Source organism: Paractinoplanes rishiriensis (assembly GCF_016862375.1).
Taxonomy (GTDB): Bacteria; Actinomycetota; Actinomycetes; order Mycobacteriales; family Micromonosporaceae; genus Actinoplanes; species Actinoplanes rishiriensis.
In genome coordinates, this window is record NZ_BOMV01000001.1 from 176,192 (window position 1) to 195,693 (window position 19,502).

The window sequence follows — 19,502 nt, forward strand, 5'->3', positions numbered from 1 at the left end:
TCAGACCGATTCAAGAGGCACGGCCGCGACCGGCTCCGGCAGCGCTGGGTCCTCGATGTCGAAATACTGCGGGCGGGGGTAGCGCCGGGCCATCCCGAGCGCCCGCACCAGCGGCCGCCGGCGAGCGGTGAGCGCGTCGCGCACCTGGTCGGTGTGCACCTGACGGGCCACCACCGCCCGCCGGCTGGTGCCGAGCAGGGCCTTGGTGTCCGGGTCGGCGCCGGTCAGCGGCACGGCCTGCAGCTGGCGGGTGAGGTCGTTCTCCGCCGTCTCGCGCTCGTCGGGGTCGGCGTCGAGGGCCAGCCGCGCCGCCGCGTACAACTCGACGTTTTCGTGGTGCTCGGCCACCACGGCGGCGGCCGCCGCGCGGCGCATCAGGTGGGCGTCGAGGGCACGCTCGGCAGCCTGAGCGCGTACGTGCACCCGCTCCACCCGGTGCGCCGTCCAGCCCAGGTAGGCCGAGAGCAACGCGACCACCGCGACCGCCCCCAGTACCCACCACATGCGGGGCATCGTAGTGCCCGCTGGTGTCGGAGAGTCACGCGCCCGACCGTGGTTCCGCCCACTCTTCGTCGATCACGCGGCCGTCGGTCGCCTCGATGGCGGTCGCGTACACCTCCAGCACCCGCAGCGCCACGCTGGGCCAGTCGAAGGCCGCCACCGCGGTGCGGGCCGCTGCGGAGAGTGACTGCCGCCTCGCCGGGTCGTCCAGCAACTGGCCCAGGAGCAGGCACAACGCGGATGCGTCGCCGGTCGGGAAAAGCGCTCCGGCCCGGCCGCCGTCCAGCACCCGGCGGAACGCGTCCAGGTCGCTGGCCGCGATCGCGGTGCCGGCCGCCATCGCCTCGGTGAGGATCATGCCGAAGCTCTCGCCGCCGGTGTTCGGTGCCACGTAGACGTCCACGCTGCGCAGCATGCGCGCTTTGTCCGCCTCGGAGACCAGGCCCAGGAACGTCACCCGGTCGCGCAGGTCGCGCGGGATCTCGTCGTACAGGTTGTCGCGGTCGCCCGGGCCGGCCACCAGCAGGCGCAGGCCGGGGCGCAGCCGGGCCAGGTCGACGAACGCGGCGCGCAGGATGTCGAAGCCCTTGCGCGGCTCGGTGAACCGGCCCAGGAAGCCGATCGTGCCGCCGTCGCCGGGCCAGCCGTCGAGGGGTTCGGCCGCCGCGAACTTGGCCACCGCCACCCCGTTCGGGATCTCCACCGCTCCCCCGCCCAGATGCTCGACCTGCACCTTGCGGGCCAGTTCGCTGACCGCGATCCGGGCGGTGATCTTTTCGATGACCAGTTGCAGCAGGCCCTGGGCCGCGGACAGCGCCCGGGAGCGGGTCATCGCGGTGTGGAAGGTGGCGACCACCGGGCCGCGGGCGGACAGCACCGCCAGCATCGACAGGCTCAGCGCCAGCGGTTCGTGCACGTGCAGCACGTCGAAGCGGCCCCGGGCCAGCCAGCGCCGGACCCGGGCGGTGGAGACCGGGCCGAACGCGATCCGGGCCACCGAGCCGTTGTACGGGAACGGCAGCGCCCGCCCGGCCGGCACCACGTACGGCGGCAGGTCGGCGTCCTCGTCCGCCGGTGCGAGCACGCTGACCTGGTGGCCCAGCCCGATCAGCGCCTCGGACAGGTCCATGATGTGGTTCTGCACGCCGCCGGGCACGTCGAACGAGTACGGCGAGACGATCCCGATCCGCACGCCCGTCCCCCTACAGCCACAGCTTCTGGAGCATGTGCCAGTCCTGCGGATGCTCGGCGATTCCGGCCGCGTACGCATCAGCGAGAAGCTGGGTGGTGGCCTTGACCCGCTCGTCCAGCGGGCCCTCGGTGGGCGGCGTGATCCGGCGCAGCACCGCGTACGTCTGGGTCTCGGTAAACGACAGGTCGGCGGCGATCAGCGGCGCGCCGGTGCGCAGCGCCAGGATCGCCGGACCGCCCGGCATCCGGGTGCGGGCGCCGAAGAACTCCACCTCGACCCCGTTGCGGGACAGGTCGCGGTCGCCCAGCAGGGCCACCACCCAGCCCTGACCGAGCCGTTCGGCCAGCACGTCGAGCGGCGCGCGCTGGCCACCGGTCAGCGGGATGACCTCCATGCCGAGCTTTTCCCGGTACGCGACGAACTGCCGGAACACGCCCTCGGGCTTGAGCCGCTCGGCCACCGTCACCATGGGCCAGCCGTTGGAGACCACCCAGGCCGCCGCCGCGTCCCAGTTGCCCATGTGCGGCAACGCCAGGATCACGCCCCGGCCCTCGGCCATGCCGGTCTTGAGCCAGTCGTAGTGCTCGGCCGACATCCCGAACCCGGCGAGGAACTGTTCTTTCGTCTGCGACGGCAGCCGGAACGCTTCCATCCAGTAGCGCGCGTAGGAGCGCAGCGCGTCGCGTACCAGATCCTCGGAAAGCTGGGGATCCACCTGGGTGAGATTCTTACGCAGGCGTTGGGTGCCGGGTCCGTTTTGGCGGTACGCGCGATCGGCCGCGAAATTGAACAGGGCGCGCGCGGCCGGCAGCGGCAGCGCACGGACCAGCCGCCACCCGGCTGCGAAGCCGAACTCGGTCAGCCGGTCCTTCATTCCGCCGGTCCGGGTTCGGTGGCCGGGATGTCCGAGCGGGCCGCGTGGATCAGCCGTTGGAACACCGTGACCAGGGACAGCACGGCCAGCACCCAGAGCGCGGCGGGCAGCCCCCAGTCCAGCCCGGCGGCGCCGAGCAGACCGCCGACGCCCAAGATGAGCAGGCGTTCCAGGCGCTCGGCGATGCCGACGTCGGCGTCCAGCCCGAGGCTCTGGGCGCGCGCCTTCACATACGAGACGACCTGACCGGCGACCAGGCTGATCAGCGCGGCGATCATGCCGCCGTACGGATTGTCCTGGCCGGCCATGTAGTAGACGACCGCGCCGAAGACGGCGCCGTCGGCGAGGCGGTCCATCGACGAGTCGAGCAGCGCGCCGAATTTGCCGGTGCCGCCGCGGATGCGGGCCATCGTGCCGTCCAGCGCGTCGGTGAGCGCGCACGCGGTGACCACCACGGTGCCCCAGAACAGCTCTCCGATGGCGCCGAGGTAGGCCCCGCACAGCACGCCGACCGTGCCGGCGATGGTCACCGCGTTCGGCGTGACACCGAGGCGCAGCAGGAAGTGGGCGGTCGGGATGACCCCGTGCGAAACGATGGCACGGGCGGGTACTTGGACGATCTTTGCCATGGCCGTCCCACCATAACGGCGAGCGGCGGGGCGTGACATGGCCCCGCCGGTACGTAGCCGTATCGTCATCTCCGCAACTACAAAGGGTTGCGGCGGCAACAGCACCGGGTGTGGGATTCATAGGCAGCGTCGTCGTTAACACTGTCGAAACGATGGGAGCGGCCGCCATGGCGCAGAAGACCTCAGAGAAGGGGCTCAACGGCGCGGCGGCGCCGGTGGTGACCGAGCCCGGCAGAGTACGCAACGTGGTGCTGGTGGGCCACTCGGGCGCGGGCAAGACCACGCTGGTCGAAGCCCTGCTCGCCGCCACCGGGACGATCTCCCGGGCCGGCACGGTGGCCGACGGCACCACGGTGTCCGACCACGATCCCGCGGCGGTACGCCAGCAGCGCTCGGTGGCGCTGGCGTGTGCCCCGCTGATACATCAGAACGTCAAGATCAATCTGTTGGACAGCCCGGGCTTCGCCGATTTCGTCGGTGAGCTGCGCGCCGGCCTGCGGGCCGCGGACGCCGCGCTCTTCGTCGTCTCGGCGGTCGACGGAACAGACGGGGGGATCTCCGACGCCACGATCACGTTATGGGAGGAGTGCGCCGCGGTCGGCATGCCCCGGGCCGTGGCGATCACCCGCCTCGACCACCCGCGCGCCGACTACGACCAGACCCTGCAGGACTGCCAGGACGCGTTCGGCGAAAACGTCATGCCGATCTACCACCCGATGCTCGGCGACGACGGCCAGTCGGTCGCCGGCCTGATCGGCCTGGTCACGCTGCGGGTATTGGACTATTCGGCGGGCTACCCACCGCAGGAACGCGCGGCCGAGCCCGAGCATCTCAACCCGATCGCCGACGACCGGAACGCGCTCATCGAGGGGATCATCGCCGAGAGCGAGGACGAGACCCTGATGGACCGCTACCTGGGCGGCGAGGAGATCACCGCGGACACGCTGGTCACCGACCTGGAAAAAGCCGTGGCCAAGGGCAACTTCTACCCGGTCATCCCGGTCTGCTCGCTCACCGGCGTGGGTCTGGACGCGCTGCTCGACGGCCTGGTCAACGGCGCGCCGTCGCCGCTGGAGCACGACCTGCCGGTGGTCACCGGCGTGGACGGCTCGCCGCGCCCGCCGCTGACCTGCGACCCGGACGGCCCGCTGGTGGCCGAGGTGGTCAAGACCACGATCGACCGGCACGTCGGCCGGGTCTCGCTGGTCCGGGTCTTCTCCGGCACGCTCCGGCCCGAGCAGGTGCTGCACGTCTCCGGGCACGGCATGGCCGACCGCGGTCACCCCGACCACGACGCCGACGAACGGGTGGCGCACGTCTACTCCCCGCTCGGCGCCCAGCTGCGCGAGGTCGCGTACTGCATCGCCGGTGATCTTTGCGCGATCACCAAGTCGGGCAGCGCCGAGACCGGCGACACCCTGTCCGGCAAGGACGCGCCGCTGCTGGTCGAGCCGTGGACCATGCCCGAGCCGCTGCTGCCGATCGCGGTGGTGGCCAAGACCCGCTCGGACGAGGACGCGCTGGCGAAAAACCTGGGCCGGCTCGTCGCCGGCGACCCGACCATGCGGCTCGAGCGCAACATCGAGACGCACCAGCTGGTGCTGTGGACCATGGGCGAGTCGCACGCCGACGTGGTGCTCGACCGGCTCCGCTCGGGCGGCGTCGAGCTGGACACCGAGCCGGTCAAGGTGCCGCTGCGGGAGACCTTCGGGGTCGGCGCCAAGGGCCACGGCCGGCACGTCAAGCAGTCCGGCGGCCACGGCCAGTACGCGGTCTGCGACATCCAGGTGGAGCCGCTGCCCCGCGGGTCCGGCTTCCAGTTCGTCGACAAGGTGGTCGGCGGCGCGGTGCCGCACAACTACATCCCCTCGGTGGAGAAGGGCGTCCGCAGCCAGTTGGAGCGCGGCCTGGTGTCCGGCTACCCGGTGGTGGACCTCAAGGTGACGCTGTTCGACGGCAAGGCGCACAGCGTCGACTCGTCGGACGCCGCGTTCCAGACCGCCGGGGCGCTGGCGCTGCGCGAGGCGGCCGCGGCCGGCCAGGTCACGCTGCTCGAGCCGATCGACGAGATCTGCGTCCGCGTCCCGGAGTCGTACGTCGGCGCGGTGATGAGCGATCTGTCCGGCCGCCGCGGCCGGCCGCTCGGCTCGGAGTCCGAACCGGACGGGGCGCACAGCCTGGTGCGGGCGGAGGTGCCGGCCACCGAGCTGATCCGCTACTCGGTCGAGCTCCGCGCGCTGTCCTCCGGCGCGGGCACCTTCACCCGCAAGTACATCCGGCACGAGCCGATGCCGGCCCACCTGGCCGAGGCGGTCCGCAAGGAGCACGCCAGCAAATAGTCAGGCGGCCGGCCACGCGTCCGACAACATGATCCGGGTGTCGGTGAGCAACTGCGGCAGCACCTTGGTGCGGCCGACGATCGGCATGAAGTTGGCGTCGCCGCCCCACCGCGGCACCACGTGCTGGTGCAGGTGGGCGGCGATGCCGGCGCCGGCCACCGACCCCTGGTTCATGCCCAGGTTGAAGCCGTGCGGCCGGCTCACCGTGCGCACCACCCGCATCGCCGTGCGGGTGAAGGCGGCCAGCTCGACGGTCTCGTCCTCGGTCAGCTCGGTGTAGTCGGCCACGTGCCGGTAGGGGCAGATCAGCAGATGCCCGGGGTTGTACGGATAGAGGTTGAGCACCGCGAACACCAGCTCGCCCCGGGCGACCACCAGGGTTTCCGCCCCGCTGCGCCCGGGCGCCTGGCAGAACGGGCAACCGGCCGGCTGTTCGTAGCCGCCCTCGGGCCGGTCCACGCCGGTGATGTAGGTCATCCGGTGCGGCGTCCACAACCGCTCCAGCCCGTCCGGCTCGCCGGTCTCCTCGACTCGCTGTTCCGCTACGTCGGCCACTCACGCAGCCTAGTCACTCGCCGGCCGTGGTGGCGGCGGCCAGCCACCCGGGCAGCGGCTCGCGGGCCGAGAGCCAGTCCGCCGGAATGCCGTCCAGCCCGGTGTACGCGGCCACGATGCCCCCGGTGATCGCGCAGGTGGTGTCGACGTCCCCGCCGGCGCTCCCGCACGCCGCGATGGCCCCCGGATAGTCGCCGAGGAACCGGTCGGCCACCCAGACCGCGAACGGAACGGTGTCGATCGCCATGGCCCGCGCGCCGTTGCCGAGCTGGTTGGCCGCCTCGGCCACCCTCACCGAGCCGGCCGTCGCGGGCCCGGACGATCGCGCACCGGCGGCACCGGACGGCCCGCGCAGCCGGGCGGCGGCCACCAGGCCGTCGCGGACCCGGCCGGCCGGGGTGTGCGCGATCACGGCGCCCAGCAGGTCGGGCCGGTGCCCGTCGAGCCGGCCGGCCGCCGCCACCGCCGCGGCCACGGTCACCGCCACCCCGCCGGCGATCCCGTCGGCGTGCGCGTGGGTCACCTCGGCGGCCCGCGCACCCTGCGTGGCGGCGTGCGCCAGCGAGTCGGCGTGCCAGGCGCCCAGCGGTGCGGCCCGCATGGCGGCGCCGTTGCCGGCCGAGCCCTGCCCGTCGAACGCCGCGGCGGCCGCGATCGGCCACGGCAGCCCCTCGCGGATGGCCCGCAGCATCGTCACGGCGCCCGGGCCGTACCCGCGGTAGGGGTCATGGTGACGGCCGAGCAGGTCGGCGAATCCGTCGCGGTCGAAATCACCCTCCGCGAGCACGGCGACCAGGCAGCACGCCTCCTCGGTGTCGTCCGTCCACTCCCACGGCGCCGGGGGCGGATCGGAAAGATCGACAGGGGCTATAAAGTGTTGGGCGCCAAGGGCATCGCCCACACTGAGGCCGGCCAGGCTCTCCAGGGCCAGGGCCAGCCGCGTACCGGGGAAAAGCGTGAATGACATCGGCACTTCGGATGGTATTAGATCACGCACCGTAATCGAAGGGTGTCCCTGAATCACCGGTTAGGCCCAGCTTGCCGTTGGCAGTACGGTCTCTGCATGGCCACGGTGTTGCTCGTCGAGGACGATCACGTCGTGCGTGGCGCCATGCTCCGCTCGCTCACCGATCGGGGCCACGCCGTGCATGCGGTGGGCACCGCGCTGGACGCGCTCCGGCGGGTCGCGGCCGAGACCCCCGACCTCGTGGTTCTCGACCTCGGGCTGCCCGACCTGGACGGCTCCGACGCGCTGCGCATGCTCCGCGGCATCACCGATGTGCCGATCATCATCGCCACCGCCCGCGACGACGAGCAGACTGTCGTCCGGCTGCTGCGGGCCGGCGCCGACGACTACATGGTCAAACCGTTCACCGGCGCCCACCTGGACGCCCGGATCGCGACCGTGCTGCGCCGGGTGGGCCGGGCCAGCCGCACCGCCCAGCCCGCCGTGCACGAGGTCGGCGAGCTGCGGGTGGACGTCGGCGAGCGCAGCGCCAGCCTGGGCGACCAGGTGCTGGCGCTGACCCGCAAGGAGTTCGACCTGCTGGCATACCTGGCCGCCCGCCCGGGCCGCGTGGTTTCCCGTCGTGAGCTGTTGGAGGAGGTATGGCGACAGCCATCGGTCGGCGAGGACCAGACGATCGACGTCCACCTGTACTGGCTGCGTCGGAAACTGGGCGAGTCCGCGGCGAAACCTCGCTACCTGCGCACCGTGCGGGGGGTCGGATTCCGGTTGGTGGCGCCGGACTGAGGTCCCGGCTGGCCGTCATCACCGCCGCCACCACGGCGATCGCCGCCCTCGCCTTTCTCGTCCCGCTCGGCTGGGAACTCAGCTCCGACCACCAGGACCAGGTCATGGCCGCGGCCGAGCGGCGCAGCGCCACGGTGGCCGGCGCACTGGCCGCCGGCGCCGGCGAAAAGGGGGTGACCGCGGCGGTCACCGCCGCCGGGCCCGACGTCACCCTGTACGCGCCGGCCGTCACCACCGGCGGCCGGGCCACCGCGGGTCAGGTGCAGGCCGCCGCGCAGAAGGGCGCGATCCGCACCGAGGACGTCGACGGCGGCAGGGTCCGCCTCGAACCGGTCACGGTGGCGGGCAAGACGTCGGTGGTCGAGGTCTTCGTCTCCGAGCACGATCTCGGCGCCGGCACCGCGCGCAACTGGTGGGTGCTGCTCGGCATCGCGCTCGGCCTGGTCGGCGGCTCGGTCTTCGTGGTCGACCGGCTGGCCCGGGGCGCGGTCGCGTCGGCCCGCAACCTGGTGCACGCGGCCATGGCGGTCGGCGGCGGCGACCTCGGCGTCCGCATCCAGCCGTCCGGCCCGCGCGAGCTGGCCGAGGCCGGGTACGCGTTCAACCGGATGGCGGACCGGCTGATCACCTCGCGGACCGACGAACGGGAACTGGTCGCCGACCTGTCGCACCGGCTGCGCACGCCGCTCACCGCGCTGCGCCTGGACGCCGAGGCGCTCGACCCGGACGACACCCAGGTCGGCATCATGTTCGACCAGGACGAACTCGACCGACGCCGGGGCATCCGGCGCATCCGGCAGGCCATCGTGACCCTGGAGGGCGAGGTCAACCAGCTGATCAACACCACCCGGCAGGCGGTCGCCGCACAGGTGGCCGAGGCGCCCGAGGACGGGTTGTGCGACGCCAGCGAGGTGGTCCGGGAAAGGATGCTGTTCTGGTCGGCCCTAGCCGGTGACCAGAACCGGCAGTATCGGGTGATCGGCGCGCACACCCGGATTCCGGTCCCGGTAGGCCGGGCCGAACTGGCCGCGGCGCTCGATGCCGTACTGGGTAATGTGTTCCGCTACACACCGCAGGGCACCGCGTTCGAGGTGGGCATCTCCCGGCGTGACGGCTGGGTGGCATTGCGCGTCGACGACGCGGGCACCGGTATCCCCGATCCGGAGAAGGCGATGCAACGTGGCCAGAGCAACCAGGGTTCCACCGGCCTCGGACTCGACATCGCCCGGCGCGCGGCGCAGGCCGCGGGCGGCTCGGTCAGCCTGGACCGGGCCGCGATGGGTGGTGCCAGCGTGGTGATGCTGCTGGCCGACGCCGAGGCGACGCCGAAACAGGCGAGCCGGTTCGGCCTGGTGGGACGGCTCGCCCGGGAGCGGACCAGCCGCCCGGGCCGGTCGAATGAGCGCGATTGAGCCGGGCGGTACAACAGTTGCTTAGATCTGTATTAAAGGCGTTCCCTCGGCGAGCCCGGGCTGGCAATGTTCCCTCCGATCCCATCCGGCTTCCCGGTTCGAAGCCCGCAATTCGTCCCCGCGAAGCGAACCGGCGGAGCTCACGCGCGGTGAGAGGTGGCAACCCCATAACCACCTCCCACCGCGCCCCCGCCAGGCAAGGAGAGTTTTTGTCCACCCACCGCCGGCCGACCCCGAGCGGACATCGCCGGGTGGCCCGTCCGTGGGCCCACCGGCTGTTGCCGGTGGGCCTGGGACTTGCGGTCCTGGGCATCGGCGGCGTGGTGGGCCCCAGCGTGGTGGAAGAGGTCACCGGCGACGGGCAAAACCAGCTGGCTCTCACCTCCCTCCCCGAGGACACTCCCGACCAGGGCCTGGTCTACGAGGGACTGCAGCCGGCCAAGGCCGACTCGATCTGCGCCGGCTCGTACCAGCTGGACGCCGAAACCTGCACCAAGGGCCCGGACGCGGCGCCGGCCGGCCTGTCGGTGCGCCGCGACGTCACCCCGGTGACCGCGAAGGCGCCCGAGCCGGCGCCGCCGACCCGCGAGTCCGGCAACGTGCCCACCGACGCCGAGATCGCCCGGGACGAGGGCGGCAGCGCGCTCACCGCGGACGCTCCGGCCCTGGTACCGGACGCGGCGCCCGGCGAGGCGGCGTTCGTGATGGGCGCCCACGACGTGGCGTGCGAGGGCGACGGCCGCAGCGGCAAGCGGGTGCAGGTGCTCTACCTGCACGAGTTCGGCACCCCGTCGCGCTACACCGACTTTCTCGGCTCCATCCGCACCTGGTCGGCCGGCGTCGACAACATCTTCGACGAGAGCGCGGCCGAGACCGGCGGCTCCCGGCACATCCGGTACGTGACCACCCCGCAGTGCCGGGTGGACGTGGCCGAGGTGCAGCTGCCGACCAGCGCGCTCGCCTCGTTCGCGACCAGCATCCAGGCGCTGCAGACGCTGGGCTACAACCGCAACGACCGCAAGTACCTGATGTTCGCCGACGCGAACGTCTACTGCGGCATCGCCACCTACATCGCCGACCGGCGGTCCGGCCCGGGTAACCGGAACAACGGCGGGCCGTCGTACGGGCGGGTCGACGCCGGCTGCTGGAGCTCGGTGATGGCGGCCAAGGAGGTCACCCAGACGCTCGGCGCGGTGCTGATCGACTCGCCCAACTCCAGCGGCGCGGGCGGCTGCCTCGACGAGTACGACCTGCTCTGCGGCTCGGACCGGTCCGGCAAGCCGGTGCGCAACGTCTGCCCGAAGCGCAACGAGAACCGCCTGGACTGCGGCCACGACGACTACTTCAGCACCAACCCCAAGCCGGGCAGCTACCTGGCCAAGAACTGGAACATCGCGCAGAGCGAGTTCCTGCTGCGCAGCGACGGCGGCGACGACGTGGCCGACGCGGGCGGCCCCGGCTCCGAGGTGGTCACCGCCCCGAGCGCCCCGCCGGTCGAGCCCTCCCCGGTCGACTCCGGCCCGCCGGCCAGCGCGCCGGCCGGGCCGCCCGGCCCGGACACCGCGGACGGGCCTGGCAACGGGCCGCCCGGCCCCGAGGTGGAGCAGACCGACGGACCGCAGGGCGACGACGAGGGCCGGCCCGACCCGACGGCGACGCCCGAGCAGGTGCGCGGCAAGCCCGGCGCCCGGCCGATCGCGGCGGCCAAGCACCGGGCCGCCCCGGTGCAGGCGGTCCTGGAGATCCGCGACGCCACCAGCAGCTCGGTCCGGCTCACCTGGAGCGCGGCCGCGCCCGAGGCCACGTACGAGGTCTGGGTCGGCGGCCAGCCGATCGCCACGACCAAGGCCACCCGGGCCCGCCTCATCGGCCTCAAGCCGGACGAGAAGTACCAGGTCACCATAAAGTCCGGTGACGCGTACACGGCAAAGGCCACGGCCGAGACTTCGCCGGCTGCCCGGCCGGCGCAGAACACCTGGTTCATCCTGACCAACGCGCTGACCGGCGGCGCCGCCGACCTGTACGCGGCCCGGACCGGGAACGGCACGCCGGTGACCCTGGCCGGCACCGACGGCGACGCCCAGCAGCAGTGGCAACTGGTGCCGGCCGGCACCGGCTCGTACTCACTGGTGTCGCGGGCCACCGGCAAGTGTGTGGTGCCGCTGGACGGCAACCCGGTCGCCGGCTCCCCGCTGGTACAGGGTGACTGCAACACGGACGACGGGGCCCGCTGGCAGTTGCAGGCCTCCGAATACGGATTCACGCTGCGTACAACGGTCGGCGACCTGGTCGCCGGCGTAGGCGAACAGCGCTTCGGCGCACACCGGGTGCTGGTGCTGCAGAACGGCAACGGCCAGCGCCATCAGAGCTGGACTGCGGTACCCGACTGACGGGAGCGAGAGACGTGCGCGACACCCTGGAAAGAAGACTGGCCGAGCCCGAGGAGCAACTGCCGCCCCGGTTCAGCCGCCGCCGGCTGATCCGGTGGTTCGCGGTGCTCACCTTCGGCATCGTCCTGGTCATCGCGGTCTGGCAGGAGCCGCTGTACGCCCGGTTCTAAGCCACGTTGGACGCCGCGTACTCGTCGATCTCGGCGAGTAGCGCGGCCTTGCCCGCCGGTTCCAGGAAGCTTTGCGTCACCGCGGCCCGCGCCAGACCGGCCACCCCGTGCGCGTCCAGGCCGAGCAGCCGGGCGGCCACCGCGTACTCCTCCTCCAGCGTGGTGCCGAACATCGGCGGGTCGTCCGAGTTGATGCTGACCGGCACCCCGGCCCTGATCAGGGTGGCCAACGGGTGCTCGTCGAGGCCGGCGACCGCGCGGGTACGCACGTTGGAGGTCGGGCACACCTCGAGCGGGATCTCCCGCTCGGCCAGGTAGGCCATCAGCTGCGCGTCCTGCGCCGCGGCGATGCCGTGGCCGATCCGCTCGGCGCCGAGGTCCTGCAACGCCGCCCAGATGGTCTCCGGGCCGGTGGTCTCGCCGGCGTGCGGCACGCTGCGCAGCCCGGCCGCCCGAGCCCGGTCGAAGTACGGCTTGAACTGCGACCGCGGCACGCCCAGCTCCGGTCCGCCCAGCCCGAAACTGATCAGGCCGTCCGGCTTTTCCTCGAGCGCGATCCGCAGCGTCTCCTCGGCGGCCGGCAGCCCGGCCTCGCCCGGGATGTCGAAGCACCAGCGCAGGTCGACGCCGAAGTCGGCGGCCGCGCCGCGGCGGGCGTCCTCGATCGCGGCGCAGAAGGCCGGCGCCGGGATCCCGCGCTTGACGCTGGAATACGGCGTGATGGTCAGCTCGGCGTAGCGCACCTGCTGCCGGGCCAGTTCGCGGCCGATCTCGTAGGTCAGCATCCGGACGTCCTCGTCGTCCCGGATCAGGTCGACCACCTTGAGGTAGACCTCGATGAAGTGCGCGAAGTCGCGGAACGCGAAGAAGTCGGCCAGCGCCGCCGGGTCGGCCGGCACCGGTGAGTCGCCCTCGTGCCGGGCGGCCAGTTCGGCCACGATCCGCGGCGAGGCCGAGCCCACGTGGTGGAGGTGCAGCTCGGCCTTGGGCAGCCCGGCGATGAACGAGGTCAGCTCGGTCATCCGATGTCCCTTCTAGACGGCGGTCCGCGCCACCACGAAGATGCGGCGGAACGGGAACGCGACGGCACCGTGCGCCGCCGGGTAGGCGGCGGTCAGCTCCCGGCCCAGGTCGGCACGGAAGGACTGCCACGCATTCTCGTCGAGCGCGGCCTTGACGGGCCGCAACGCCGTGCCCTCCAGCCAGCGCAACACCGGGTGCTCGGCGCCGTCGCCGGCCAGCAGATGCAGATATGTGGTCTCCCACGCGTCGACCGTGGCGCCGGCGGCCAGCAGCAGGCCGGCATAGCCCCCGGGGTCGTCGACCGGCGCCTCCCGGGTCACATGCGCCACCCCGTAGCGTCCGGCGAGGGTGCGCAGCAGGCGGTGCGACGGCGCGTCGAAGTTGCCCGGCACCTGCATGGCCAGCCAGGCGCCGGCGGGCAGTTCGGCGGCCCAGCGGGCGAGCAGGTCGCGGTGCCCGTCCACCCATTGCAGGGTGGCGTTGGTGACCAGCACATCGACGTCCGGCCCGGGTTTCCAGTCGCGGACGTCGCCGAGCTGGAACCAGGCCGGCCCGCCGAGCGCCACCGCCCGGTCGACCATCTCGGGCGACGAGTCGACGCCGGTCACCCGGGCCTGCGGCCAGCGCCCGGCCAGGCTGAGGGTGAGCTCACCGGGCCCGCAGCCGAGGTCCACGACGGCGCGCGGCCGCTCGGCCCCGATCCGTGCGGTCAGGTCGTAGAAGGGACGGGAACGCTCGGTGCTGTACCGCCGGTACGCGGCCGGATCCCACATGGCCAACCTCCCAAACCGTACGTACGTTTTGTGAGTCGCCAGCATCTTAGCCGGTAGGGTCGGCCCGTGGAGAATCGCAGTTTTCGGAGGATGGGCCGCGAGGCCGGAGTGATCGGCCTGGGCGCCTGGCAGCTGGGCGCGGACTGGGGTCAGGTCACCGAGGCCGACGCGCACGAGACCCTGCAGGCCGCGGTCGACGCGGGCGTCACGTTCATCGACACCGCCGACGTCTACGGCGACGGCCGGAGCGAGCAGATCATCGGCTCGTTCATCAAGGACCGCCCGGGGCTCACGGTCGCCACCAAGATGGGGCGCCGGGAAGAGCAGCGGGTCGAGATCTACACACTGGACAACTTCCGGCGCTGGACCGACCGGTCCCGGGCCAACCTGAGCGTCGACACGCTCGACCTGGTCCAGCTGCACTGCCCGCCCACCCCGGTGTTCGCCAGCGACGCGGTCTACGACGCGCTCGACACCCTGGTACAGGAAAAACGGATCAGGGCGTACGGCGTGAGCGTCGAGAAGACCGACGAGGCGCTGGCCGCGATCGCCCGCCCCGGAACCGCCAGCGTGCAGATCATCCTGAACGCGTTCCGGCTCAAGCCGCTCGAGCGGGTGCTACCGGCCGCCGCCGAGGCCGGCGTCGGCATCATCGCCCGGGTGCCGCTGGCCAGCGGCCTGCTCTCCGGCCGGTACGACGAGAACACCACGTTCGGCGCCGACGACCACCGCAACTACAACCGGCACGGCGAGGCGTTCGACGTGGGCGAGACGTTCTCCGGCGTCGACTACGCGACCGGACTCGAGGCGGTCCGCCGGCTGCGCCCGCTGGTCCCCGAGGGCGCCACGATGGCGCAGTTCGCGCTGCGCTGGATCCTCGACCAGCACGGCGTCACCGTGGTCATCCCGGGCGCCCGCAACCCCGATCAGGCCCGGGCCAACGCGTCCGCCGCCGGCCTGCCGCCATTGCCGGACGAGACGCGCGCCGCGGTGACGGCCGTCTATGACGAACTGATCCGTCCGGCGGTGCATGACAAATGGTGAACGAACCGGCACCTGCCCCGCGACTCAAGGGTTGGCTCCCGATGACTCTCGGAGTGCTCGGGATCGTCATCGGTGCGGTATGGACACTTCAGGGCCTCGACATTCTCACCGACAGCAAGATGAGTGGGAATGAAACCTGGGCAATTGTCGGACCAATCGTGGCGGCAGTCGGTCTGATCTTGATCGTGGTTGGTGTTCGAGTCCGAACCCGATCAAGAGAGAAAACTCAGACTGATTAGGCCGCGCTAAACAGGAATGGAAAAGCCCCGCACTCGCGACGAGTGCGGGGCTTTGTTCCGATCGGAGCCGATCTCCGCCAGGCGATCGGCAGCCGGCCGCGTGGGCCGGCGGTAGTGTTCACTGCAGTGGGCGAACCTGCTCCGCCTGCGGGCCTTTCTGCCCCTGGGCGATCTCGAACTCGACCCGCTGGTTCTCCTCCAGAGTGCGGTAGCCGCTCATCTGGATGGCCGAGAAGTGGACAAACACGTCAGCACCCCCGCCGTCGACGGTGATGAAGCCGAAGCCCTTGTCCGCGTTGAACCACTTCACGGTTCCTTGCGCCATACTGAACTCTCCCTCTGAAAATGCCGGCCCTCACTGCCTGGGCCGATGACCGTTTTCGAGCAGCGGCGCCGTGAGGCGGACCTTCCAGAGGACGTCCCAATCCGCCCGGCCTCGTTCACACCAGTCGGTCTGCGACACCGGCCGGTATCCCGTGGTCTGGCGGAAGCAGCAAACCACATACGCAAAAACTGGGCACACTGTACCTGAAAAGCGGGCCGCAAAGCTGCCCCCCGACCAAATCGCATAAACGTCGGCAGATGCGGAAAAGACCCCCCGCTTCGCTCTCGCGATGTGGGAAACGGCACCGATCAGTACCGCGTTAGTCCGGCCATTGACCAGTCAGTTTGCGCACTCCGGCGGCGCCACCGCGATCGACGGCGGCCTTCACGAGCGCGAAGATCGCACCCTGGATGGCGGCGGCCGCGAGCACCTCGCCCCAGCCGCGGTCCTCGTCGGTGGCGTTCGGGGCGTCGTCGTCGCCGGACGCGACCCGCCAGACCTCCTTGAAGACGAAACCGGCCAGCGCACCGCCGGCGATGCCGAGCAGCAGCCCGACCGGCTTGTACGCGACCTTCGAGATCTTGCTCACCGCTTCCTCCCACGGATGATCAGTACGACGCCGACCAGGGCGGCCACCCCGGCGACAACCAGCGCGAGGGGCACCGGGCTGGTGCGCACCCGCTGCTGCGCCTCACCGGCCGCCACCCGGACCCGCTGCTTGGCGTGCTCGACCTGGTCGAGAGCGCGGGCCTTGACATCGGCCTTGGCGGCCAGCGCCTGCACCGTCTCGCCGAGCTCGGTGCGGGTCTGCTGGATCTCCGCGCGCAGCTCCTCGATGGTCGGTTTCGGCTCGGTCGGTTTCGGTTCAGTTGTCTTCTCGCTCATGCCCGGCTCCCTTTGACCGCGTGCTTGACCTCGTCGACGTCGGCCTTGACGCTCTCGATCGCGGCCGTCGGCTCCGGCGGCACCGCCTTGGTCACCTGCTTCTTGCCGAACAGCGCCAGGACGCCGGCGATCAGGAACAACGTCACCGTGACGATCAGAGCGGCCAGCCAGAGCTCCAGGAACAGGTGGAGCACGATGATGAGGGTGGCGACCATTGCGCCCACGCCGTACAGGGCGAAGACGCCGCCGGTGCCGAACAGGCCGACCCCGATCCCGGCGTGTTTACCCTTCTCGGTGAGCTCGGCCTTGGCCAGCGCGATCTCGTCGCGGACGAGCCGGGATATCTGTTCGCTCGCCCGCTGCACCAGCTCCCCGGTGGACTGCTCGGCAACGGGCCGGGACGGACGACTGTTCAGGACATCGGCCATCGGATCCCCCTTTCCTGTCCCGGTTTATGCCCTGGCCACCGGGCCGTCAATCCTCCGGTGCGAAACCCGCCATTCAGCGCCGGACGGTCGGTTCCTCCGGCCCGGCGAACTGCGCGCCGCGGGCCTGCCCGTCGTGGTCGCCGGAGAAGACCCGGGCGTCGCCGGGGGCGTCCGGCTCGGCGGCCGGCAGCGGCGCGGCCGGGCGCGGGACCGTGGTACCGGCACTGGTGCCGGTGGTGAGCACGTCCGCCCGGACCCGCGGCAGGGTGTCCCGCTGGTGCTGCCACACGTACCCGACCAGGCGCTCGCGCACCAGGCAGCGCAGATCCCACAGGGCCGGTGCGTCGCCGGCGCTGACCAGCGCCCGCAGCCGGATCTTGCCGTCGATCGCGGCGGTCACCTGGAGCACGCAGACCCGGCCGTCCCACAGCTCGGTGCCCTCGCAGATCGCCCGCAACTCGGCGCGCAGCGGCTCGACCTCGGTGGACCAGTCCACGTCGATCTCCGCGGTGCCGAGCACCGCCGAACCGGTCCGGGTCCAGTTCTGGAACGGCTTGGTGGTGAAGTACGAGGTGGGCAGCAGCAGCCGGCGGTCGTCCCAGACCTGCACCGCCACGTAGGTGAGAGTGAGCTCCTCGATCCGGCCCCACTCCCCCTCGACCACCACCACGTCGTCGACCCGGACCGCGTCGCTGAACGCGAGCTGGAGGCCGGCGAAGACGTTGCCCAGCGTGCTCTGCGCGGCCAGGGCCGCGATTACGCTGATCACACCGGCCGAGGCCAGCAGGCTGGCACCGAGCGTCCGGATGCCCGGGAAGGTCATCAGCACCACGCCGAGGGTGAGGATCACGATGGCCGCCACGGTGACCCGGCGCAGGATCACCACCTGGGTCTTGAACCGGCGGCGTTTGAGGTTGTCCGGCACGTCGGTGCGCCACCGGCTCAGCGCGGCGTCCTCCAGCACCAGCAGCAGCGCCGCGATCAGCCAGGCGACGGCCGCGATGAACGCGATCACCAGAGCGTGCAGCACGCCGCCGCGGCCGGGGAACTCCCCGGCCGCGGCGCGGATCGCCTGTTGCACGGCGAAGATGGTGACGGCGGCCAGGAACGGCTTGTGTGCCGTGCGGGCCAGGTCGGCGGCCAGTTCCGACTTGCGGCCGGCCCGGGTCAGCAGCCAGTGGACGATCTCAACGACCACGATCGCGGCGCCCGCCGACACCACGACCGCCAGGACGGCGTTCATCACATCACGCACTCGTCTCTCCTCCGCAAAAATGAAGGGGGGATCAGCGACCCAGCTTGCCCGGGCCATCGATCCCCGCAACCCTCACCCGCGGAGGTTTAGGTATGCCTCACACTTTCCGGTACTTGGCCTGTGCGAAGCAGTAGACGCCGAACGCCGCGATGCCGAGACCGATCAGGGCCAGCAGCCAGACGCCGTAGGCGTGGCCGGCCAGGGTCTTAAGCGCGGCGTCCAGGCCACGGGCCTTCTCCGGGTCGTAGTCGATGGCCGCGAAGACCAGCAGAATCCCGGCGATCCCGTAGGCGGCGCCCTTGGCCATGTAACCGGCCCGGCCGAGCCGTACGGTGTTGGTCCGCACCGACTGGGTCATCTCGTGCGTGTTGAGGTGCTTCACGAACTTCTTCTGGTAGCCGTACCAGAGGATGCCGATCCCGACACCGACCACCACGAGGCCGATCAGCGCGACCAGCCAGCGGCCGCCGGTGGACTCCATCAGGGCCGCCGACTTCTTCTGCTCGCTGTCGGCGAACGAGGCGTTCGCGCCCTGGATGACCTTGTAGGCCGTCCAGGCGAACCAGATGTAGAGAATCGCGCGGAAGCCGGAGAGGACGCGTTCGAACATGGCCTGGCGGTCCCGCGGCCCGCTCTCGCCGATCGCGGCCTCGAAGGCCTGCCAGATCGCCATGCCGGCCAGGCCGACGGCGATCACGATCAACAGGAACTTGCCGAACGGGGCCCGGGCAATGGTGTGGAGTGCGCCGGACTGATCGGTGTCCTGGCCGGAGCCCTGGAACGCGACCTGGAAGGCGATCCACGCGAACAGCAGGTGGATGATGCCGTAACCGACGAAGCCGGTGCGGGCCACGTACTCCAGCGGCTTGCTGTCGGCGGCCCGCGAAGCGGTGTGTTTGACGTTCGAGGTGGCGGAGGACATGCCTCCTTCATTGACCGAACGTGAAGTTCCGCAAACCTAGTTTCGTGCCACCTGGAAACTCACGGTCGAGCCGGTCACCTCGTCGAGGGACACCGACAGCCCGCCGACGTCCACCGCCTGCTGGCCCTTGGTGAGGCTGATCTGCTCGCCGGCTATGTCCAGCGTCACCGTGTCGGCGTCGGCGCTGACGAACTTGGCCTCCACGCCGAACACGCTGGCACTCGCGTTCACCTCTTTCTCCATCGTGACGGTGCACTGGTCGAGACCGCAGTCGACGTTGTCGCTGCAACCGGCGAGGAGCGCGAGGCCGAGAATGGCCGAGCTGAGAGCGGCGGCGAGCCGCGGGGTGGGCTTGAGCACGCTTCCAGGGTACGGGCAGTAAGCCAGCCTAGGCTGGAGGCGTGAGTGAGATCGATCTCCGAGAAGACCCCGGCGGCAAGCGGTTCGAGCTGCTGGTCGACGGCGAGGTGGGTGGCCACGCGGCGTACCGGCTCCGGGACGGCGTCGTGGTGATCACCCACAGCGAGGTGGACCCGAAGTTCCGCGGCCGCGGGCTGGGCGGCGAACTGGCCCGGCGCACCCTCGACGAGCTCCGCACCCGCGGCGCCCGGGTCTATCCGGCCTGTCCGTTCTTCGCCCGTTTCGTAGCCGACCACCCGGAGTACGCCGACCTGGTGGAATGACGCTCAGGGCGCCCGGCATGCGCGGGCGCCCTCCCCCGTTGAGCGGGCGCTCCACTTCGGATCGCCCGGTGTCAGCATGCTGACCTTGGCGTTCCCGCGCGCATACCGGC

22 protein-coding genes are annotated in these 19,502 nt (G+C 71.4%); 7 read left to right on the plus strand and 15 right to left on the minus strand.

The window, feature by feature from the left end:
- Genes Ari01nite_RS00850 through pgsA form a run of 4 tightly spaced genes read right to left on the minus strand, consistent with a single transcriptional unit; the run spans window position 1 to window position 3,196 of the window.
- Entirely contained in the window at window positions 1–513 is a 513-nt protein-coding gene (locus Ari01nite_RS00850) for a hypothetical protein (RefSeq protein ID WP_203778451.1), read from the minus strand.
- Between the two features lie 25 nt (window positions 514–538).
- A complete protein-coding gene (locus Ari01nite_RS00855; RefSeq protein ID WP_203778452.1) occupies window positions 539–1,693 on the minus strand; it encodes a glycosyltransferase family 4 protein in 1,155 nt (384 codons plus the stop codon).
- A gap of 10 nt (window positions 1,694–1,703) precedes the next feature.
- Window positions 1,704–2,567, minus strand: coding sequence for a phosphatidylinositol mannoside acyltransferase (locus tag Ari01nite_RS00860; protein ID WP_203778453.1), 864 nt, complete (start codon window positions 2,565–2,567; stop codon window positions 1,704–1,706).
- Window positions 2,564–3,196 (minus strand): phosphatidylinositol phosphate synthase, encoded by a 633-nt coding sequence (gene pgsA, locus Ari01nite_RS00865; RefSeq protein WP_203778454.1) that lies wholly within the window; start codon window positions 3,194–3,196, stop codon window positions 2,564–2,566. Before pgsA ends, Ari01nite_RS00860 begins: the two co-directional genes overlap by 4 nt.
- Window positions 3,197–3,363: 167 nt before the next feature.
- On the opposite strand from pgsA, the gene Ari01nite_RS00870 reads away from it, so the two are divergent.
- The gene (locus Ari01nite_RS00870; protein ID WP_203778455.1) at window positions 3,364–5,535 is read left to right on the plus strand and encodes an elongation factor G-like protein EF-G2; all 2,172 of its coding nucleotides are present in this window, start codon (window positions 3,364–3,366) and stop codon (window positions 5,533–5,535) included.
- On the opposite strand, the gene Ari01nite_RS00875 is transcribed toward Ari01nite_RS00870, so the two are convergent.
- Both Ari01nite_RS00875 and Ari01nite_RS00880 read right to left on the minus strand, forming a co-directional pair.
- Window positions 5,536–6,012, minus strand: a complete 477-nt coding sequence (locus Ari01nite_RS00875; protein ID WP_203778677.1) for an HIT family protein — start codon at window positions 6,010–6,012, stop codon at window positions 5,536–5,538. It abuts the gene before it with no gap.
- Window positions 6,013–6,103: 91 nt separating this feature from the next.
- Window positions 6,104–7,057, minus strand: coding sequence for an ADP-ribosylglycohydrolase family protein (locus Ari01nite_RS00880; RefSeq protein WP_203778456.1), 954 nt, complete (start codon window positions 7,055–7,057; stop codon window positions 6,104–6,106).
- 96 nt (window positions 7,058–7,153) lie between these two features.
- Here Ari01nite_RS00880 and Ari01nite_RS00885 point away from each other — a divergent pair, with 96 nt between their 5' ends.
- From Ari01nite_RS00885 to Ari01nite_RS00900, 4 genes are all read left to right on the plus strand, one after another.
- On the plus strand, window positions 7,154–7,843 hold the full coding sequence (locus Ari01nite_RS00885; protein ID WP_203734162.1) for a response regulator transcription factor: 690 nt from the start codon (window positions 7,154–7,156) through the stop codon (window positions 7,841–7,843).
- A gap of 104 nt (window positions 7,844–7,947) precedes the next feature.
- Complete coding sequence (locus tag Ari01nite_RS00890; RefSeq protein WP_239162382.1) at window positions 7,948–9,255, plus strand: HAMP domain-containing sensor histidine kinase; 1,308 nt, start codon at window positions 7,948–7,950, stop codon at window positions 9,253–9,255.
- A gap of 209 nt (window positions 9,256–9,464) precedes the next feature.
- Window positions 9,465–11,645, plus strand: coding sequence for an RICIN domain-containing protein (locus Ari01nite_RS00895; RefSeq protein WP_239162383.1), 2,181 nt, complete (start codon window positions 9,465–9,467; stop codon window positions 11,643–11,645).
- Window positions 11,646–11,659: 14 nt separating this feature from the next.
- Window positions 11,660–11,815, plus strand: coding sequence for a hypothetical protein (locus Ari01nite_RS00900; RefSeq protein ID WP_203778697.1), 156 nt, complete (start codon window positions 11,660–11,662; stop codon window positions 11,813–11,815).
- Here Ari01nite_RS00900 and Ari01nite_RS00905 read toward each other — a convergent pair.
- A complete protein-coding gene (locus Ari01nite_RS00905) occupies window positions 11,812–12,837 on the minus strand; it encodes an adenosine deaminase (RefSeq protein ID WP_203778457.1) in 1,026 nt (341 codons plus the stop codon). The two genes, Ari01nite_RS00900 and Ari01nite_RS00905, sit on opposite strands and share 4 nt — an antisense overlap.
- A gap of 12 nt (window positions 12,838–12,849) precedes the next feature.
- Window positions 12,850–13,611 (minus strand): trans-aconitate 2-methyltransferase, encoded by a 762-nt coding sequence (locus Ari01nite_RS00910; RefSeq protein WP_203778458.1) that lies wholly within the window; start codon window positions 13,609–13,611, stop codon window positions 12,850–12,852.
- 66 nt (window positions 13,612–13,677) lie between these two features.
- Between Ari01nite_RS00910 and Ari01nite_RS00915 the strand changes: the two genes are divergently transcribed.
- Entirely contained in the window at window positions 13,678–14,655 is a 978-nt protein-coding gene (locus Ari01nite_RS00915; protein ID WP_203778459.1) for an aldo/keto reductase, read from the plus strand.
- Window positions 14,656–15,012: 357 nt separating this feature from the next.
- Here the strand turns inward: Ari01nite_RS00915 and Ari01nite_RS00920 are convergent, their stop codons facing one another.
- From Ari01nite_RS00920 to Ari01nite_RS00950, 7 genes are all read right to left on the minus strand, one after another.
- Window positions 15,013–15,219 carry a cold-shock protein gene (locus tag Ari01nite_RS00920; protein WP_203778460.1) on the minus strand — a complete coding sequence of 69 codons (207 nt, stop codon included), beginning with the start codon at window positions 15,217–15,219 and terminating at the stop codon, window positions 15,013–15,015.
- A gap of 319 nt (window positions 15,220–15,538) precedes the next feature.
- Window positions 15,539–15,808, minus strand: a complete 270-nt coding sequence (locus Ari01nite_RS00925; protein ID WP_203778461.1) for a DUF4235 domain-containing protein — start codon at window positions 15,806–15,808, stop codon at window positions 15,539–15,541.
- On the minus strand, window positions 15,805–16,104 hold the full coding sequence (locus Ari01nite_RS00930; protein ID WP_203778462.1) for a DUF3618 domain-containing protein: 300 nt from the start codon (window positions 16,102–16,104) through the stop codon (window positions 15,805–15,807). The genes Ari01nite_RS00925 and Ari01nite_RS00930 overlap by 4 nt, the downstream gene beginning before the upstream one ends.
- Entirely contained in the window at window positions 16,101–16,532 is a 432-nt protein-coding gene (locus Ari01nite_RS00935; RefSeq protein WP_203778463.1) for a phage holin family protein, read from the minus strand. The genes Ari01nite_RS00930 and Ari01nite_RS00935 overlap by 4 nt, the downstream gene beginning before the upstream one ends.
- A gap of 73 nt (window positions 16,533–16,605) precedes the next feature.
- Window positions 16,606–17,787: a mechanosensitive ion channel family protein gene (locus tag Ari01nite_RS00940; protein ID WP_438872115.1), complete on the minus strand. Its 1,182-nt coding sequence runs from the start codon at window positions 17,785–17,787 to the stop codon at window positions 16,606–16,608.
- A 97-nt stretch (window positions 17,788–17,884) separates the two neighbouring features.
- Complete coding sequence (locus Ari01nite_RS00945; RefSeq protein WP_203778464.1) at window positions 17,885–18,709, minus strand: DUF1206 domain-containing protein; 825 nt, start codon at window positions 18,707–18,709, stop codon at window positions 17,885–17,887.
- 36 nt (window positions 18,710–18,745) lie between these two features.
- A complete protein-coding gene (locus tag Ari01nite_RS00950; RefSeq protein WP_203778465.1) occupies window positions 18,746–19,069 on the minus strand; it encodes a hypothetical protein in 324 nt (107 codons plus the stop codon).
- A 41-nt stretch (window positions 19,070–19,110) separates the two neighbouring features.
- Here Ari01nite_RS00950 and Ari01nite_RS00955 point away from each other — a divergent pair, with 41 nt between their 5' ends.
- Window positions 19,111–19,392 (plus strand): GNAT family N-acetyltransferase, encoded by a 282-nt coding sequence (locus tag Ari01nite_RS00955; protein ID WP_203778466.1) that lies wholly within the window; start codon window positions 19,111–19,113, stop codon window positions 19,390–19,392.
- Window positions 19,393–19,502 lie beyond the last annotated feature (110 nt).

Coding starts and splice junctions, on each gene's coding strand:
- Ari01nite_RS00850 (WP_203778451.1), bottom strand. CDS start 513: ATGCCCCGCATGTGGTGGGTACTGGGGGCGGTCGCGGTGGTCGCGTTG.
- Ari01nite_RS00860 (WP_203778453.1), bottom strand. CDS start 2,567: ATGAAGGACCGGCTGACCGAGTTCGGCTTCGCAGCCGGGTGGCGGCTG.
- pgsA (WP_203778454.1), bottom strand. CDS start 3,196: ATGGCAAAGATCGTCCAAGTACCCGCCCGTGCCATCGTTTCGCACGGG.
- Ari01nite_RS00870 (WP_203778455.1), top strand. CDS start 3,364: ATGGCGCAGAAGACCTCAGAGAAGGGGCTCAACGGCGCGGCGGCGCCG.
- Ari01nite_RS00875 (WP_203778677.1), bottom strand. CDS start 6,012: ATGACCTACATCACCGGCGTGGACCGGCCCGAGGGCGGCTACGAACAG.
- Ari01nite_RS00880 (WP_203778456.1), bottom strand. CDS start 7,057: ATGTCATTCACGCTTTTCCCCGGTACGCGGCTGGCCCTGGCCCTGGAG.
- Ari01nite_RS00885 (WP_203734162.1), top strand. CDS start 7,154: ATGGCCACGGTGTTGCTCGTCGAGGACGATCACGTCGTGCGTGGCGCC.
- Ari01nite_RS00890 (WP_239162382.1), top strand. CDS start 7,948: ATGGCCGCGGCCGAGCGGCGCAGCGCCACGGTGGCCGGCGCACTGGCC.
- Ari01nite_RS00905 (WP_203778457.1), bottom strand. CDS start 12,837: ATGACCGAGCTGACCTCGTTCATCGCCGGGCTGCCCAAGGCCGAGCTG.
- Ari01nite_RS00910 (WP_203778458.1), bottom strand. CDS start 13,611: ATGTGGGATCCGGCCGCGTACCGGCGGTACAGCACCGAGCGTTCCCGT.
- Ari01nite_RS00920 (WP_203778460.1), bottom strand. CDS start 15,219: ATGGCGCAAGGAACCGTGAAGTGGTTCAACGCGGACAAGGGCTTCGGC.
- Ari01nite_RS00930 (WP_203778462.1), bottom strand. CDS start 16,104: ATGAGCGAGAAGACAACTGAACCGAAACCGACCGAGCCGAAACCGACC.
- Ari01nite_RS00935 (WP_203778463.1), bottom strand. CDS start 16,532: ATGGCCGATGTCCTGAACAGTCGTCCGTCCCGGCCCGTTGCCGAGCAG.
- Ari01nite_RS00945 (WP_203778464.1), bottom strand. CDS start 18,709: ATGTCCTCCGCCACCTCGAACGTCAAACACACCGCTTCGCGGGCCGCC.